The organism is Candidatus Dormiibacterota bacterium, from assembly GCA_035635555.1.
Classification (GTDB): Bacteria; Acidobacteriota; Polarisedimenticolia; order Gp22-AA2; family Gp22-AA2; genus Gp22-AA3.
In genome coordinates this window covers 137,513-155,771 of the sequence record DASQAT010000001.1, presented here as the reverse complement: position 1 = coordinate 155,771, position 18,259 = coordinate 137,513, and the positions used below count along the sequence as shown (strand labels likewise).

Sequence of the window (18,259 nt, the reverse complement as noted above, 5' to 3'; positions counted from 1 at the left end):
AGGCATGAACACCCGCCGCATTCTGCCGCTGTTCCTCGCGTTCCTGCTGGTCGGGTTCACGATGACCGCCTCCGCGGGCGACGCCTCGCCCGACGAGGACAAGCCGGGCGAGGCGGTCGAGCGGCACTTGTCCTCTGACCAGACCTTCCGGCAATGGGCACAGGAGCAGACGCTGCGCGAAGGCGAGCGGGGCGATCGGCTGGAGACCCGGCAGGTCGTCGGCCAGAAGCTCGAAACCGTCAAGCTGAGAAACGTCGTCCCGCCGATCCACTTCGAATCCGGCGTCGCGAAGATTCCGCCCGACTACGTCACGAAGCTCACCCGGATCCTCGAGAGCATGCGGTATCGGAAAAACGTCCGCGTCCACTTCGTCGGGCACACCGATTCGCAGCGGCTCTCCGAACCGTTGGCACGCCAGTTCGGGGACAACATGGGCCTCTCGCGGGAGCGCGCCGGCGAGGTGGCCGAGTATTTCAAGAAGACGCTCGGGCTGCCGCCCGAAGCGATCACCTACGAGTGGGTCGGCGACACGCAGCCGGTCGCCTCGAACGACACCGAAGAGGGCCGGGCGCTCAACCGTCGCGTCGAAGTGGAAGTCTGGTACGACGAAGTCCGGAAAGCCTCCAAGGAAGAGGAAGTCGTCGTCCCGGACGACACCAAGCGGATCAAGGTCTGCCGAACGGAGACCGTGTGCAAGATGCGGTACAAGGAAGGCCAGGAGCGACGGGCGCGCGTCAGGAACCTCGTCGTTCCGCTGCGGTACGAGGACGACACCACGCCCATCTCCGAAGCCTTCATCCAGCAGATTCGGCAGTCGCTCGCCAATCTGCACGACAAGCAGAACCTGACGGTCAGATTCATCGGCTACACGGACGACGCCCCGCTGAGCGCCCGCGACGAGCGCATCTACGGTACCCCGCTTGCGCTCTCCAAGGCGCGGGCGCGCCGCGTCGCGCTGGCCATGAAGGACGCCCTCAAGCTGAAGACCTCGGCGATCGACAGCGACGGTCGCGGCGCCTCGCAGCCGGTCGCCTCCAACGAGACGGCGCAGGGGCGGGCGCTGAATCGTCGCATCGAGGCGGAGTTCTGGTACGACGATCCGCTCCAGGAGCTGCCGGACGAGCCGCAGCTCTGTCCCGGCGATGTGGGCGAGGAACTGACGACCAAGGTCTACGATCCCCCCTGGGGCACCCTTGCGGAGCTCGCGCTCCAGGACGGCCAGCCCATCATTCCGCCCGGATACGCGGCGGACCTGCATCGCGCCCTGACCGACATCGCCGATCGGACCAACCCGCGCCTCCGGTTCATCGGCTACACGAAGAACGAGCGCCTCGACCGGCGCACCGCGGACGTGTACGGCGACGACGTCGGCCTCTCCGCGGCGCGGGCGCGCCGCGCCATGGACCTCGTCCTGCAGGATCCGCAGCTGTCGGGTGCCCGGGCGGAGCACGAGGGGCGCGGCTACGTCCAGACCGACGACGTCGTCAATGGCGGATTCGTTCAGGGCGAGAGATCGTTCGTGCGCGTGCAGGTCGTGTACGACGAACCGGTGCCGCTCGACACTTACGATGGCGTGGATGTCACGCGGATGAACCGGGAGATCAGTCCGCAGAGCCCCTTCGATCTGAACGTGATGCGAATCACCGTGGACGGCAAGCCGATCGACGACCCGGGTCGCAGCTCTTCCGACATCCAGCGCTGCACCGACGTCGCGCTCGACCAGTCCAGGATCCAGTTCCACTTCGACAATCTCGAGTCGCGGCCTCGGCTCGCCGTCGCGGCGCATCCTGTCGCCGTGGCGGTGAGCCGCGAGGGCGGCGGTCCAGTGGCATCGGTCGTGCGTTTCCGGATGTACAACAACTATTCGAGCTTCATCCAGCGTGCCGAAATACGAATCTTCGAGCCGGAGAAGTCATTACAGGCCGCACCGCTCAAAATCATCGCGGTCGACGAGGCGGGCCAGGCGGAGTGGCAGCCGCATGCGGAAAGCCTCCGGGGGCCGGTGCGCGAGCTCAAGTACGTGCTGCGGGCCTATGACGCGGCGGGCCATTTCGACGAGACGGATGCGCGGCCGCTGTGGCTGGTCCGCGAGTCCGGCGGCGGGGAGCCCGCGGAAGGGGTGAAGGGCGCGCCGGCCGCGGCCGCGCCGCCGAGCGAGCTGCTGGCCGCCTACGGCGAGAGTGACCTGGCGCGCCACCAGATTCCGATGAACGGCGGCACGGTGAGGGTGCAGGGCAGCGGTATACCGATGGGCCACACGGTCTGGGTGGCAGGCCGCCAGGTTCCGGTCGACCCGCAAGGCAACTTCGTCGCAGAGGAGATCCTTCCGCCCGGCGCGCATACGGTCGAAGTCGCGGTGCTCGACGATGGAGGGAACGGCTCTCTGTATCTTCGCGACCTGGAGTTCAAGCGCCGGGACCTGTTCTACGTCGGCGTCGCCGACCTCACGGTGTCCGACACCCACTCGCACGGTCCGGTCGATCTGCTCCAGGGCGAGAACGCTCCGCAGCCCTTCGATTCCTCCGTGGACGGTCGTCTGGCGTTCTACGTGAACGGCAAGGTGAACGAGACCTGGCGATTGACGGCGAGCGCGGATACCCGCGAAGGTCCGGTGAAGGACATGTTCAGCAACTTCCTCGACAAGTCGCCCGATTCGTTGTTCCGGCGCATCGATCCCGACTCTCACTACCCGACGTTCGGCGACGACGGTTCCGTGGAAGACATGGCGCCGACCCTGGGCAAGCTCTACGTCAAGGCGAGCCGTGGCGAAAATTACGGGATGTGGGGCAACTTCAAGGTCGGCTTTCTGGGCAACGAGCTGGCCCAGGTCGATCGCGGACTGTACGGCGCCAACGCGCACTATGTTTCCGAAGACACCACCAGCTTTGGCGAGCGACGGAGCGGCGTCGACGGATTCGCCGCCGAACCCGGAACAGTGCCGAGCTTCGAGGAGTTCCGGGGAACCGGCGGGTCGCTCTACTTCCTGCACCACCAGGACATCCTGACGGGTTCCGAGCGCGTGCGTATCGAGATCCGCGACAAGGACTCGCAGATCGTCACGGGGGTCGTGGACCTGCGGCCCGGCATCGACTACGACATCGACTACCTGCAGGGCCGGCTGCTGCTTTCCGAGCCACTGTCGTGGAATGCCGCCGACAACCTGCTTGTGCGCACCAGCGGCGTGAGCGGCGACGAGGCCTTTCTGGTGGCGCGCTATGAGTTCACGCCCGGCTTCGGCGATCTGAACGCGATGGCCGCCGGCGGCCAGGGCCATTACTGGTTTGGCGACCACGTGCGGGTTGGACTGACCGCCAACTCCAACCACGAAGGAGACGTCACCAGCAAGCTCGGCGCCGCGGACCTGACCTTGCGGAAGAGCACCGATTCCTGGTTCAAGGTGCAGGCGGGCCAGAGCGAAGGTCTCGTTTCCAGCTCGCTGCGGTCCAATGACGGCGGATTCGGCTTTTCCGGCTTCGACCCCCTGTCGTTCACGGATGCGAAAGCCGGAGCCTATCGCGCCGACCTGAGCGTCGGGTTCGGCGACTTCATCACGGGAGCCAGGGGCCGCCTCACTCTCTATGAGCAGAATCGCGACTCCGGCTACTCGGCTCCGGACCAGTCGACGATCAAGGACATCGAGCAATACGGCGGCACGTTCAAGATGCCCGTGACGAGTCGTCTGAGCCTGGCGGCCAAGGGCGATCAGAGCACCGAACAGCTGGGGCTCGAGCGCAGGGCGATGGAATTGGACGTGGGTTACAGGCTGACCGACAAGTGGAGCGTCAGCACCGGCGTGCGTAACGATCTGCGCGAGGACCGCTCGCCGGTTGTCCCGCTGACCCAGGAACAGGGCGAGCGCACGGACGCGGTCGCGCAGGTCGCGTTCGACCCGGGCACCTCATGGCGCGCCTATGGCTTCGTCCAGGATACGGTCGCTTCGAGCGGCGACCGTGAAGGCAACGGGCGCATCGGCGCGGGCGGCTCCTATCGCCTGACGAAACGCTTCAAGCTCGACGGGGAGGCATCCGACGGGGACCTTGGGCCCGGCGGCAGGCTCGGCACCAGCTTCCTGGTTTCTGAGCGGACCAGTCTGTACCTGAACTACTTGCTGGAAAACGACCAACCGGACGCCAGCGTGCCGGTCCGTCGGAGCAGCATGGTCACGGGCGTGAAGCAAAGGCTCTCCGACAGGTCCAGCGTCTATCTCGAGGAGCGTCACCAGGACGTAGGGTCCCAGAGCGGCCTCACGCACGCCACGGGGGTCAACCTCGTGGCAAAAGAGCGCTGGAACCTCGGCGGCAGCGCCGAGTTCGGCACGCTGATCGATTCACAGACCGGCGCTCAGACCGATCGCACGGCGGTTGGAGTCCGGATGGGTTACAACCGGGATACGGTTCAGCTCTCGAGCGCGATCGAGTATCGCCAGGATGACGCGGAACAACTCGACACGTCGCATGATGCAAGGACCGCGTGGTTGTTCCGCAACAGCTTCAAGTTCCAGCTGACACCGGACTGGCGCGTGATCGGCAAGCTGAACCACTCGTTCAGCAACAGCTCGCTCGGCGAGTTCTACAACGGCGGTTACACCGAGGCCGTGGTCGGTTACGCGTACCGTCCGGTGCGGCACGACCGGCTGAGCGCCCTGGCCAAGTACACGTACTTCTATAACCTCCCGACCACCGGTCAGGTAGGAGCGCAGGACACCCCGGCCGGGTTCATACAGAAGAGCCACATCGCGGCGTTCGATCTGACCTACGACCTTACGGCCGCCTGGTCGATCGGCGGGAAGTATGCCTACCGCCTGGGACAGGTGAGCCTTGATCGCGAGCAGCCGGTGTTCTTCGACAACGCCGCGCACCTCGTGGTGTTGCGTGCGGACTGGCGGTTCCGCAAGGACTGGGAGGGCATGGTCGAGGGGCGAATGCTCGATCTCCCGGATGTCAGTCAACGCCGGAGCGGCGGGCTGGGCGCGATCTATCGTTACCTCGGCAAGCACCTGAAGGTCGGAGCCGGCTACAATTTCACCGACTTCTCCGATGACCTGACCAACCTGAGCTACGACCACCGAGGCGCATTCTTCAATCTCGTCGGCAGCATGTGACGCCCGCAGACAGAGAGCTCCGCCGCGTGGCCGTCTAGCCGTCTCCACCAGTCTGCTGTCCTGTATGTGCCGCAGGTGTAGAGAGGGATCGTGGTGCGAGAGACGGTCGCCCCCACCGTTGCTCGGGCCGATGAGGACAACGCGAAGCCGGCGCAGTCGACGGCGGGGGCCTCTTCCGACAAGGACTGACGCAGGAGAGGCGTGGCGGGCACCGGAGGTGGCATCGGAACTACTTGACAGAAGGCCCCGTCTGGCGTACACAATTTGCATCTCTTGCCCCATTCCACCAGCGCCGAGAGCCGTCGAAGTCGGCCTCGACCTGAGTCTGAAGGAGAGGGCAGCCATGCGCCGTCGTTTCGCTCCACCTGCATTGCTCTCGCTGGTTGTCGCACTTGCTCCCTCGGTCAAAGCAGTTGCGCGCGATCTGACCTTCGAGGATCGGGTCAAGGCGCAAGAAGCCATTGAACGTGTCTACTACTCCCACCAGATTGGCGCGACGAAGCCGTTCGAAAAGGCCGTCCCCGTTTCAATTCTCGAACAAAAAGTGAGAACCTACCTCAAGAAAAGGGTGGCGCTTGAGAGGTTCTGGCATACGCCGGTGACGGCCGAAATGCTCCGAAGGGAGACGGAGCGCATCGCCCGGCAAACCCGGATGCCCGAAAGACTCCGTGAACTGTATGCAGCACTTGGGAGCGATCCTTTCCTCATCCAAGAATGCTTGACTGGTCCGAGGCTCATCGACCGCTTGACCAGAAGCTTTTTCGCGTACGACAGGAATATTCACGACGAGCAGCGCCAGGCGATTGAAGCGCTCCGTGAGCAGCTCGTGAAAGGCACAATCAATCCGTGGTCGAGCCACCCATCCAGAAGGGTGACGCGTCTTCTGCGCGGCGGTTTTGAGCGGCGAAGAGAGCCCGAAGCGTCAATAGAAGCAGCTCATCATCAAGAACGCGAATTGCCCGAGGGCTTGGTCGAGCCTGAGGAATTCGATCGACTTCGTGCGCGGTTGCCGGAACAGATCGGCGAGATTGGGCCAATCGAAGAAGACAGAGATAGCCTCAGCGTCCGTGTCATCTTGTCCAAGAGCGAAAGTGAGATGGATGTTGTTACGTACTCTCTGGCAAAGTTGGAGTGGGGCGTGTGGTGGCATTCTGTCGAGGCGTCGCTGGATGAGCCGCCTCTCGAGCAAGTCACTGTTGCCGAGGATGACCTTTCGCTCCCTGTCCCCAGCATGACGTGCCCAGCGGACGACACGTGGGACAATCAGTCGCTCGGTATTATTCCGCGCGACAGCCAGACCGCAGTATGGACTGGAAGTCTCATGCTCGTGTGGGGCGGACACTCGCAATCGAGCATCGGCAACCGCTACGATCCCGCCACGGATACCTGGACAGACATCTCGACGACCAACGCGCCATCGGATCGCTCCAACCACACTGCTGTCTGGACAGGAAGCCTCATGGTCGTGTGGGGTGGCCAGGGAGGCCGCTTTCTCAATACCGGTGGACGGTACGATCCGACCACGGACACTTGGTCCCCGACCTCTACGAACAATGCCCCATTGTCTCGGACCAAACATTCTGCTGTGTGGACCGGCACGCGGATGGTGGTGTGGGGCGGGCTTACGGATTTATCGCCTGCTTCACCGTGGCTGAATACGGGTGGACAATATGACCCGACGACCGATACCTGGATGGCCACTTCGACGGTCAACGCAATTTCGCCTCGCGAACAGGCGGGTGCCGTCTGGACTGGCAGCGTCATGGTCGTGTGGGGCGGCTATGACGGCCGCTCATCTCTCAACACTGGCGGTCGATACGATCCTGCCGCAGACATTTGGACTCCCATGTCGACGATCGAAACGCCAGCGCCACGTGTGGGAAACCCTGTCGTCTGGACTGGCAGAGTCGTGATTGTTTGGGGCGGCGTCACCCAGACGACCATGAATGCCGCCGGTCGCTACGATCCGTCGACTGATACGTGGACACCCCTGTCGTCGATCAACGCACCGTCACCACGCTTCGGTCAGACACTCGTCTGGACTGGGAACGAGATGGTCGTGTGGGGTGGGTTGTCCGCCACGGCGAGTGAGTTGCTCGATACCGGTGGCCGCTATGACCCGGCGACCGACGTCTGGAGTGCTACGTCGACGATAAACGCTCCCGCGCCTCGCTGGAAGCACTCCGCGGTTTGGACGGGAAGTGTGATGGTCGTGTGGGGCGGATCGGCGTCTGGTTCGCTCAACACCGGCGGGAGGTACGAGCCCGCCACCGACAGCTGGACTCCAACGTCGGGGACCGGGGCCCCGACGGGACGTTGGAACCACACGAGTGTTTGGACGGGAAACGAAATGATCGTGTGGGGAGGTGAAGACCGATTTGGCGGTGGCATGAATACCGGCGGCCGTTACGATCCCGCCACCGACACCTGGACCCCAACTGCGACCACCGAGGCGCCTTCTGCACGCTATTTCCACACGGCCGTTTGGACGGGAAACGAAATGATCGTGTGGGGAGGGCTAGGAAGTCCCGGCGGCATTCTGAGCTCCGGCGGTCGATACAACCCTTCAACGGACGCCTGGAATGCTACGTCCCAGATAAACGCCCCCTTGCCCCGTTCAGGTCATACGGTCGTATGGGCTGGGAAAGAGATGATCGTGTGGGGTGGAGCGAACAATTTCTCCGTGTTTAGCACTGGCGGTCGATATGACCCGGGGACGGATTCCTGGGCTCCTACCACCATGAACGGTGTCCCCGCCGCTCGTGCGGGCCATACAGCCGTCTGGACCGGAAGCGTCATGGTGGTTTGGGGTGGTCGGGACGGGTCTTCACATCTGAGAAGTGGTGGCCGGTATGACCCCACGACTGACACCTGGACCCCCACTTCGACGAGCGGCGCCCCCACGCCTCGGGTGGGGCATACCGCCATTTGGACGAGGAACGCCATGGTCGTCTGGGGTGGCTACAACATGTCGCTTGGCGCACTGAACACTGGAGGCCGCTACGACCCCGCAACCGACGCTTGGTCCTCCACGTCGACCCTTGGCGCTTCCGCGGCTCGGCAGGGTCACACGGCAATCTGGACAGGCAGGCTCATGGTCGTATGGGGAGGCAGCATAGGCTACGGCCCGTATGACGCCGGTGGCCGGTACGATCCGGTCGCGGACACCTGGGCTCTCATCTCCCGGACGAATGCTCCCTTGGATGGACCTGGGGCCACTGCGATCTGGACGGGAAGCTACATGGTAGTGTGGGGTGGCAATATCGGCGGGCCGCCTACCAATACGGGAGGCCGGTACGCTGTCTCCTTGGATGGTGACGGAGACGGGTTCAGTGTGTGTCAGGGGGACTGCGATGACAACAATCCAGCTGTCCATCCTGGTGCTGCGGAATCATGCGATGGAACCGACAACAACTGCGATGGCCTAATCGACGAAGGCTTTGACGTGGGGGCAGCGTGCAGCGCTGACCTCGACGAGTGTCATCAGGTGATCGGCAAGCGGCAGTGCCGCTCCGACGGGACAGGAACCCAATGCGACGGTGAAACCGTTCTCCGCGATACGACTGCTCCGATAATCGCTTGTCCCCCGGGCATCGCCCTGGAATGTCCAGCGACCTCGGGGGGCATTGGGTCCCCGCTTGTCACCGATGCTTGCGACACCAAGCCGCAAGTCGTGAGCGATGCTCCTGCCACGCTTCCACTCGGCGCGAGAGTGGTCATCTGGCAAGCCACGGACTCGAGCGGCAACCATTCGAGTTGCCAGCAGAGGGTAGAGATCGTCGACACGATACCGCCGCAACTAACATTGGCCTTGAGTTCTACACTGCTTTGGCCACCCAACCACCGCATCGTACCAGTGCAGGCGTTGTGGCAGGTGAGGGATGCCTGTGATCCACTGGCGGGTGTCACTTTGTTCTCTGCAACCAGCAGCGAGCCCGACGACGCGTCAGGGATCGGGGACGGGAACACGACGGGGGATATCCAAGACGCCTCCATCGGCACACCAGACGCCTCCGTGCTGCTGCGAGCGGAGCGTTCGGGGGATGGACCAGGGCGGGTGTACACGCTGACCTACGCAGCGCGTGATGCGTCGGGGAATACGGCATCAGCTCTGGGGATCGTGACTGTGCCGCATGACGAGGGGACCGGCCCCGAGCCTGTGATGCTGAGCCTGGAGGGCGACGGTACTCCGGGCATGGCGCACCTGTACTGGAACGCGGTCAGCGGTGCCGAGATGTACGACGTGATCCAGGGTGACGTGAGTCAAATCAGTGTGTCGAATGGAGAGATTAGGCTTGGACCCGTGCACGTTTTGGCAGTGGGGCGGACCGAGGCCAGTTACTCCGAAGGCCCGATCGGAGCGACCCCAATTACGGGGAAAGCGTTCTTCTACCTCGTGCAGTATCGTGAAGGGCAGAACGCGAGCGGCTGGGGGACGGAATCGAGCCCGTGGCCGGCAGAGCCTTCCTCCTGCGACATTCGCTGTCCCGGGGAACCGATCAGATCAGCCGTCGCTTCGATGGAACATCCCCGGAAATAATGCGGACTGACCAACGGCGCGACTGGGCTCCCCTCCTCCCGAGACTCTCGTCTGCACCGACGGGGACTGCCCGGTTTTTTGGGGATCGGACGATCCCCGAAATCGTCATCCCCGTACACGGCCAGATACTCTGAACAACGCGACAAAGCACTTCGAGCCATGGATTTTCTGCAGCGCATGATCGGCGCGAGCAAACCGCGATCTCCCTGCGCACCGCCAAGAACCGTAACCGTTGTGTGTGCATTCCGGATGAAAGGAAGCCGGACAGATCTCTCCGAGGAGCGGAATTGCAGTCCGGGAGTCAAGTGATGCTTTTGAATCCATGGCTCGAATGAGGCCGGCGGTGCCACCGGCCCCCCTTCCCGACGCTTACGCTAGCAGGAGACTGCGGTACAGCTCATGGTGCCCGTCTGCGTGCAGTTCATATTTCTCGACACATCCCGGACGCAGAAGGTGCCGTGACTGCAGAAGTTGTGGTTGCATTTCGGGGCGGCGAGCGCGTCCGAGCCAAGGCTCGCCGTCGAGAGGGCGGATACGTAGGGCGTGTTGCTCGGCAGGGACGTGGACAGCGCTACCGAGAGTAACGCGAGCACACCGATGAACAGCACGAAGCGCACGACGTTGCGAATCGGCCTATACATTTGCGTTCTCCTTTCGCGGCCCATCGAGGCTTCCGGGGACAGGGGGCCGGGCCCATCCCGCGTGGCCGGCGGCACCGCCGGTAACTCGGGCATCCGGTTCCCATACCAGCAATGGGGTGAGCAAAAGCAGATTCTTATCTACCATCAGCCGCGACCATGTGCAAGAGGGTCTGCACCCCACGCTTCATTGCGCCGGCTCGAGCCAGTGCAGGATGTGCGTGGCGAGCCATTGGGTCCCCGCTCGCAGAAGTGCTCGTCGTAGGGACACTGCACATCCCCCGGGCGGATCCGCTCCCGGAGATAGAGCTCCGTGAGATCCAGGTAGCCGTCCAGCAGCCCTTCGCGTACAAGGAGACGGAAATTGTCCACTCGCGGCGACGGCAGTCCCTCCCTCAGATTCTTCGCCACCGCCCAGTCTGGATAGTGCACCACGCTGAGGCGCCTGAGTCCTGGAATCCGGCGCAAACGATCCAGCAGAAAGCGCATCTGGGCGTCGAAGTAGGAGGCGCAGCGGCGGCCGACGATCCCGGAGTCGGAATAGGCCAGGAAGAAGTCGTCGCTCCAGGCGATCCCCTGCTCGCGAATCATCCGATCGGGGTCGATGCTCGACGGATCCGGATCCTCCAGGGCGTGGCGCACCCGGCCGAGAGCGCGTGCGAGGTAGAGATGATCGTCCAGCCACCGGCGCGGAGTCTCGTGAGGACGCGGATCTCTTTTCCAGGTCCCGGTGTGCAGGGCGGGACGGCAGGCCTGATCGAATACGACTATGCCAAGGAAGTCTTCCGGGTCCTCGGGCACGGGGTCGCGGTACGAAGCGAACAATGGCTCCCCCTCGCGGCGCAGATAGATCCCTTTGCCGTATTTGCGGCCGGGCTCCCGCAGCACGTTGTTGTCCCAGGAGTCGTTTTCCACGTACATGTAAACGATTTCATCCGGGGGAAGGCTGCGGGAGAGCATCAGCGCCTTGCGCGCTGATTGATCCGTCCCGTATCCACGTACGCCCAGGTTGATGACGTTGACCCGTTGGCCCCGGCGCCGGAGGGCCTGTTCGAGTAGGGCGGGCACGGTCTCGTCATCGTCGACTTCCAGCGAGGCGGTCGTGCTGTCCCCCAGGAAGAAGATATTCCGGTAGCCCGCCACCCGGGTCCCCCGGGGCGCGTTCATGCGGTTTCCGAATTCGTCGAAGTGGACCTGGCCGTCGAACGCGCCATTGGTGAAGCGTCCCGACGCGTTGGGAATGTTGGACCAGCCGAGCGAATCGTCGCGTTGCCAGAACTGGTGCTCGGCGGATCGTTCGGCGTCCGCGGGGGGCCTGCCCAGCGCTCGCTCGAGGAACGTCCGAAGAGCGACCTCGCCCAGGATGAGGGTGATGGCGCCCAGCAAGGCCGCGAAGAGCAGAGGAAAGAGAATCGGGTGGCGCTGGCCTGTCATCGTGCCCTCCGCCATCCTCACTTCTTCGCTTCGAGCTCGACGGGCCAGTTGACCAGCAGGTGCATGAGCGATGCGGCGTCGGTGGGCACGATGGGCGCTATGAATCGACTGCCATCCGGCATCGCGTCGAAGATGCGTCCGTTCGCGATGGCGTTGCCGAGGTGCGCGATGGTCCGGGGGGGGCCCGGATTGAACTGGCCCCCGACCGCGGTGACGTCCGCCGCCTGCAGCTCGCTGCCGCCCGTGAAGTAGATCTCTCTGCCGTCGCGCCTCCAGGCTCCCATGTCGCCGCCGGTGATGGAGACCTGCCACTTGCCGGAGCCGCTCGGGAAGGAGGTCACGTAGAGCTGGGAGCGTCCGCTTTCGCTGGATCCGTAGGCAAGCCAGCGCCCGTCGGGTGAGACGCGGGGGTAACTGAGCACCGCCTGCGCCGAGGGAGAGGGGACCACGACCCGCGGTGTCCGATCGCCGGCCAGGGGCATGGCGTAGATTCCGTTTCCCGAAGGCCCGGTCGCCCGCAGGTAGACGAGATACTTGCCGTCCGGCGAGAAGGCCGGCGCCTGCAACGTGGCGTCCTTCTCTTCGACGAGCAGCTCGTCCGGTGTCGTGCCATCCACGCCCTTCCGGTGGATGCTGGCGCCGGGTGTGGCGCCGGACGTGAAGGCGACGTACCTGCCGTCGGGCGACCAGGCGGGATTGATGTGAACCGCGGTGTCGAAGGTGAGGCGCGCCCGCGTGCCCTGCGCGAGATCGATGATCCAGATGGTGCGCAACGGATCGCCGAGGGCGACGGCGAGCTTCCTGCCGTCGGGGGAGACGGTCGGGTCCCGGTAACTGTCCCGCGGCAGGCGCGACCCGACCTCCTTGCCGGTGCGATCGAACCAGGCCAGCTCGGAGCCGAGGACCGCCGAACCGCGCATGTACACCATCGTCCCGGTCTCGGAAACGCTCGAGACCATGCGCCAGATGCCGGGATCGAACTGCACGCCGTCGACGAGGGCGCCCGGGTCGCCGAGGAATCGCCCGCTCCCGGGGTCGAACGGCTGGGCCATGAGCGCCGTCTGGGCGTGGAACAGGAGCTGGCCGTTGGCGTACACGGCGTTCGAGACGCACGGCATCAGGAATCGCGGCTCTCCGCCGTCGATCGATGCGAAGTAGATGCCGTTCGCCTCGGGGTCGCCGCCGGCATGATTGGTGGCGAGATAGAGGAAGTGCCTCCCGTCGGGCAGGAAGAACGGCCAGCGGTGCGTGGAGTGTTTGTGCGAGTCGATGGCTGTCACGGGCACCGCGGCGCCCCCCGAGGCAGGGACGCGCAGGAGACCGCCCTGGTAGTCCGGCGAGAAGACGATGATGTTGTCCTTGCTCCACGTGCCGCCGCGTGCGTTGGGAGCAGTCGCCACGATCGCCGTCGGGCCGCCGGCGGCCGGAACCCGCTTGAGCTTGCCCTCCGCGAAAAACCCGATTTGCCGGCTGTCGGCGGACCAGAACGGAAACGAGGCAGCCTCGGTGTCGTCGAGGCGATGCGCCGCCAGCGCGTTGAGGGGGCGCACCCAGATCGACTTGATCCCCTCAGCGCGGGCCACGAAGGCGACCTGCGTTCCGTCGGGCGAGATGACCGCCGGTCCGGCAAAATCGCCCGTGACGTCGAGGGCCACCTTCTCGGGCGGCAGGATGACGGCGCGCAGGACCGGCTGCGGCGCGGGCCCCGGGGCGCGCATCAGCATCGAGATCGTCCCAACCGCCAGGAACGAGGACAGCGCGGCCACGCTCCAGGCGATACGCGGGTTGCCCCACAGCCGTCCGCGCCGTCCGGCGACCGCGGCCGCCGCCGGTGCTGAGCTGTCGGCGGCGATGAAGCGCAGCTGCAGCAGCAGGTCGTGTGCGGACTGGAAGCGCTCGTCCGGATCCTTCGCCAGGCAGGTACGGATGACGCGATCGAGGGCGGCGGGGGCGGTAGGGCGCAGCGTGGTGATCGGTTGCGGCTCGGCGGCGAGGATCGCGGCGATCACGCTGGCCTGCGTCTTTCCCTCGAAGGGACACCGGCCGGTCGCCATCTCGTAGAGGACGGTGCCGAAGGAGAAGATGTCGGCGCGCGCGTCGGCCTCGGCCCCCTCGATCTGCTCCGGCGCCATGTACTGAAAGGTCCCGACGATCGTGCCCTGCGCCGTGAGCGGCTGAGCCTGAGTCGGCCTCGCGGTCATCGAGTCGACGGCCAGGCCGGCACGCCGCTCCTTCGCCAGGCCGAAGTCGAGCAGCTTCGCGCCGCCCTTGGTCAGGATGATGTTGCCCGGCTTGAGATCGCGGTGCACGACGCCCTGTCGATGCGCCTTGTCGAGCGCGTCGGCGACCGCGATGGCGATGCGCAACATCTCGGGCGTCGGCAACGCGCCGCGCGCGAGGCGCGCCGCCAGCGTGTCCCCCTCGAGGTATTCCATGACGAGGAAGTCGACCGACCCGCCGGGGTCCTCCTGGCGCCCGACGTCGTACAGGCTGCAGATGTGCGGGTGCTGGAATCCGGACAGGGCCCGCGCCTCGCGCTCGAAACGTGCCCTGAGATCGGGATTCGACGAGACATGCGCCGGCAGGACCTTGATGGCGACGATGCGGTCGAGCCGGGTGTCGCGCGCCTTGTAGACCTCGCCCATGCCGCCGGCCCCGATGGGGTCGAGGATTTCGTATGGACCGAGCCTTCTGCCGACGTTGAGCGCCATGGAGCCGACGATTATAGACGGTTCGCCTCGCGTGCCTGGTGTGAGCCATGGCAGCGTGCAAGAACGGCACCTATAATTCGGGCCAGCCAGGCCAGCAGGGGGATCGTGATCCAGGCATGGCCGCATCCCCAGCACAATTGGCTCCCCGACATCCATTCCGCGCCCCGCCCGTCTACGGCAGGCCGCTGAACGTGAACGGCGCCCAGAAGAAAGGCGCCGCGGTGTCGGGGCGGGAGCGAAGCAGTCGCTTTGCGTCGCGCAGGGCGACCGCCGGCCGTGCGTCGCGGGCCGCGGCATCGTCGTCGGCCATGCGGCGGAACAGTTCGCCGACGAGATCGGCGCTCGACGTGTCGGAGACGGGCCAGAGCGTGGCTACGACGCGGCGCGCGCCCGCCGCGAAGAATCCACGCGCCAGGGAGAACACTCCCTCCCCTTCGATGCGCCGCCCGACGCCCGAGTCGCACGCCGACAGGACGACGAGCTCGGCGTCCACGCGCGTGGCGTCTATCTCGAACAACTGGAACAGGCCGTCCGCCTCGGGTCCCGGCGGCGTGCCCGGCGGTGTTGCGAGCGCCAGGCCGGCGAGCAGATCGCTCCTCCGTGGATCGACCAGTCCGTGGGTCGCGAGGTGCAGGTAACGCATTCCGGGGAGGGCGGCGCGCACCGCCGGCTCGTTCGCCGCGTCCCCCGCCAGGACCTTCACCGCGTCCGGGAACCCGGCCGACCGGAAGGCGTCACGAAGCGCCGCGCTCTCCCTCGCCGTGCCCGGCAGGGGAGGGTAGCGCCCGCCGTAATTTGGATCGGAGACCGACAGGACCCAGGGGGACGCGGCCGCGGGCGGTCGCCCTGGGACCGGCGGCGGACCGGTGGCCGGAACGGCGGGCCGGCGCGCCAGGTTGACGATCGACGTCGCCGACGCCGCGTAGCGGATCACCGGGCCGTCATCGAGCCACAGGCGTGCATCGCGCCAGTCGCGGCCGCCGCGCGTCACGAGCGCCTCGAACGGCAGCATCAGGAGAGAACCGTCGGGGACCAGGATCACCTCGGGCGCGCGCCGCACCCGGCGCCAGAGGCGATCGGGGATCAGCGCCCTCCGGAGGACCGCCAGGAGAGAGACGGTCTCCTCCTCGTCGTCGGCGACCGATGACGGCGGTGAGGCCAGACGCAGGAGCAATGGGACGCCGCCCCCCTTCGCGCGGCCGATCAGGATCGTCTCCAGCATCGCCGTCGTGATCGGACCCGGCCGGACGCCCAGCACCCGCGCCTCGTCGCCGTCGAGAGCCAGGGGGATGGCCTCGACGGAGCCGCCGTCCGCCGGCAGTGCGAACAGCCACGAGGCCTCGGCGCCGATGCGGTACTCGAGAAGCCAGCCGCCGGGAGGCAACAGGACGCCGCGACGCGCCTCCTCAGCGGTCACCGTCCCGCCGGCGGCGGTGATGGCGTCGCGCCACAGAGGGCTGTGGGCGCGGAAATCGTCCTGGGCCAGCCGCAGGGCCCGCGCCGCCCTGTCCACCCGTCCGTCCAGATCCACCAGCCGCCGCCGGCGATCCTCGCGGGAGAGATCGGCCCGGGCGCGCTCGAACGTGGCCCGCGCCTGCGCCTCCGCCAGCTCGGCCGCCGCCTCCGATTCGCGCGCCTCGAGGCGGGTCCGTTCAGCGGGAGCCACGGATCGGCGCACGTCACCGGTCCCGAGTGTGAGGACGTCGAGAAAGGCGCGCGCCCGCGAGCGCTCCGTCCACGCGAAGGCCGCCGCCGCGTCGCCGCTCTCGACGGCCCACGCGATCCTCCGGTCGTAGTCGGCCAGATGGCGCCGGAGGAAGTCGGCCCGCGTGGCCTCACCGCCCCCTCGGCGCGGCCGGAGGCGCTCGATCCCCAGAAGCGTCCTCTCCAGAGCGGCCACCGACTCATCGCGATGCCCGAGGCGCCGCAGCAGGTCGGCCTCGAGCACGCCGGCCTCCACCTCCGATTCCGGGTCGACGGCGCTCGCGGCGAGCGCTGTGCGGGCGCGCTGGACCTCGGCCAGGACCCGTTCCGGCGGATTCCCGGAATCCAGGAGCGCCCGGGCGCGCTCCAGACGCGTGGACGCGGTCACCGGGTGATCGGGGCCGAAGACCTCCTCGCGGATGGCGAGGGCGCGGTCGGCGAGCGACACCGCGTCGGCGGCGCGGCCGGAGGCCTGGAGGAACCCGCCCAGATCGTGCAGGCACTGGGCGACGCTCGGGTGCCTGGGACCGAGCGCGCGCTCGGTGGCGTCGAGGGACTCGCGGTAGAGCGCCTCCGCGCGCTCCCGCTCGCCGCGGTCGGCGTACAGCATGGCCAGATTGTTGCGGAAGAACAGCAGCGTCGGGTTCTCGGGACAGAGCGCTTGGCGGGCCGCGGCCAGCGCGTCCGTGAGAATCGGCTCGGCGTCCTCGAGTCGCCCCTGGCGCCGGTAGATCTCCCCCAGGTTGTTCCGCCCGATGACCCGCTGCTCCGGCGTCAGGGCGTCGGGGTGGGCGTCCAGAATGTCGAGAAAGCGCCGCGCCTCGCGTTCGGCATCGCCGTATTCCGCCAGATCCAGATAGAGACCGGCGAGGCTGCTGGTCACATCCGCCAGGCGGACGAAATTGGGCGCCGGCGCACGATCGAGCTCAGTCCGGGCCTCCTGGAACCGGGCGCGCGCCTCGTCGTAGCGGTCCTGGGCGCGAAGCAGCTCGCCCAGGGCCTGGAGCGCGCGGGGGCGCGCCCCGGCGTCGGCGGCGGGCTCTCGATCGATCGCTTCGAGGACGCCGCGCAGAAAAGGCTCCGCCTCGGTGTACTTGCCTTGCTTCAACAGCAGGAGCCCGACGTCGCGCAGACCCGCGCGCCGCTGCGGCGCGGCGGCCGGTCCGGCCGCGGTCTTCGCGGCCAGCGCCGCTTTCTCGAGGACCTCTCCCTCCTCGTATGAGCCGCGGGCGTACAGGACGGAGGCGAGGAGACTTCGGCTCTCGGCGACGCATAGATCGCTCTCCGGGAGCGCTGCGGCACGCAGGAGGAGCGCCCGCCGGACGTAGGTCTCGGCGGCGTCCCAGGTCCCCGCCTGACAGGCCCCGATGAGGGCGAAACGGCGGCCGAGGTAGGCGAGATCGCTCGCGAGGGCGACCCGGTCCCCGCGATGCTCCCGCTCGCGCGCCTCCACCAGCGCGCGCGCCGCCTCCACCGCGTCGGCGGCCCGGCCGTCGTCGAGAAGCCCCGTGACCCGGGCATCCAGAAGATCCGCCTCCCATGCCCGCCGGTCCGCCTCCGACGCGGGACGTCGGCGCTCGGCGACGAGCGTCACCTCGACCGGGGCCGCGCCCGCAGGAGGAAGCACCTTGAGCGTCCAGGCGCCGGCGGCGTCGGCCACCCAGGCGGTGTCCGGCCTCGCCGGCAGCAGGCAGTCCGAGTCCGCCGTCTCCGCCGGATCGCGGATGACGCGGCGGCGCTCCGTGCCCGAGGGATCGACGAGGACCAGTGCGACAGGGGCGGTCTGCCGCACGAGACGCACCGCACCGTGGTCGCCGGCGCGCAGGCGGAGAAGGACGGCGCGCCCCTCGTCGCCGTCGAGCGAAACCCGCAGCTCGTGACCGGGTACGAGCAGGGGCGGCGACGCGGAGCCCGCCGCGGCCGATGCCGGCAACGTCGGTCCTGCCCCGAGCAGGATGAGCAGGACGAGGCGGGCGCGGCTCATCATGCGAGACACGGAGGGATCTTCCTACGCATGCCGGGAATTCTAGACTCCTTCCCACCCCCCTTGCCGGGTTTGGGCGTATATTGACGTCAAGAAACGGGTGGCTTTCCCTTCATTTATATATGTTCCGGATACGGGAATACCGAG

6 protein-coding genes are annotated in these 18,259 nt (G+C 66.6%); 2 read left to right on the top strand and 4 right to left on the bottom strand.

The annotated features are described in order from the left end of the window. The first annotated feature begins 4 nt into the window (after nucleotides 1–4). A complete protein-coding gene (locus VEW47_00570; protein HYS03662.1) occupies nucleotides 5–5,101 on the top strand; it encodes an OmpA family protein in 5,097 nt (1,698 codons plus the stop codon). Between the two features lie 343 nt (nucleotides 5,102–5,444). Then, nucleotides 5,445–9,641 carry a MopE-related protein gene (locus VEW47_00565; protein HYS03661.1) on the top strand — a complete coding sequence of 1,399 codons (4,197 nt, stop codon included), beginning with the start codon at nucleotides 5,445–5,447 and terminating at the stop codon, nucleotides 9,639–9,641. 374 nt (nucleotides 9,642–10,015) lie between these two features. Here VEW47_00565 and VEW47_00560 read toward each other — a convergent pair whose 3' ends face one another. The 4 genes from VEW47_00560 to VEW47_00545 all read right to left on the bottom strand — a co-directional run bounded on the left by VEW47_00560 (nucleotide 10,016) and on the right by VEW47_00545 (nucleotide 18,115). Then, nucleotides 10,016–10,282: a hypothetical protein gene (locus VEW47_00560; GenBank protein HYS03660.1), complete on the bottom strand. Its 267-nt coding sequence runs from the start codon at nucleotides 10,280–10,282 to the stop codon at nucleotides 10,016–10,018. A 144-nt stretch (nucleotides 10,283–10,426) separates the two neighbouring features. Then, the gene (locus VEW47_00555) at nucleotides 10,427–11,713 is read right to left on the bottom strand and encodes a hypothetical protein (GenBank protein ID HYS03659.1); all 1,287 of its coding nucleotides are present in this window, start codon (nucleotides 11,711–11,713) and stop codon (nucleotides 10,427–10,429) included. A 17-nt stretch (nucleotides 11,714–11,730) separates the two neighbouring features. Continuing rightward, nucleotides 11,731–14,424: a protein kinase gene (locus VEW47_00550; protein HYS03658.1), complete on the bottom strand. Its 2,694-nt coding sequence runs from the start codon at nucleotides 14,422–14,424 to the stop codon at nucleotides 11,731–11,733. Nucleotides 14,425–14,596: 172 nt separating this feature from the next. Next, complete coding sequence (locus tag VEW47_00545; protein ID HYS03657.1) at nucleotides 14,597–18,115, bottom strand: CHAT domain-containing tetratricopeptide repeat protein; 3,519 nt, start codon at nucleotides 18,113–18,115, stop codon at nucleotides 14,597–14,599. Between the last annotated feature and the right edge of the window lie 144 nt (nucleotides 18,116–18,259).

Excerpts from the sequence above, each read along its gene's own strand:
- VEW47_00570 (HYS03662.1), top strand. The coding sequence starts at position 5 with ATGAACACCCGCCGCATTCTGCCGCTGTTCCTCGCGTTCCTGCTGGTC.
- VEW47_00565 (HYS03661.1), top strand. The coding sequence starts at position 5,445 with ATGCGCCGTCGTTTCGCTCCACCTGCATTGCTCTCGCTGGTTGTCGCA.
- VEW47_00560 (HYS03660.1), bottom strand. The coding sequence starts at position 10,282 with ATGTATAGGCCGATTCGCAACGTCGTGCGCTTCGTGCTGTTCATCGGT.
- VEW47_00555 (HYS03659.1), bottom strand. The coding sequence starts at position 11,713 with ATGACAGGCCAGCGCCACCCGATTCTCTTTCCTCTGCTCTTCGCGGCC.
- VEW47_00550 (HYS03658.1), bottom strand. The coding sequence starts at position 14,424 with ATGGCGCTCAACGTCGGCAGAAGGCTCGGTCCATACGAAATCCTCGAC.
- VEW47_00545 (HYS03657.1), bottom strand. The coding sequence starts at position 18,115 with ATGATGAGCCGCGCCCGCCTCGTCCTGCTCATCCTGCTCGGGGCAGGA.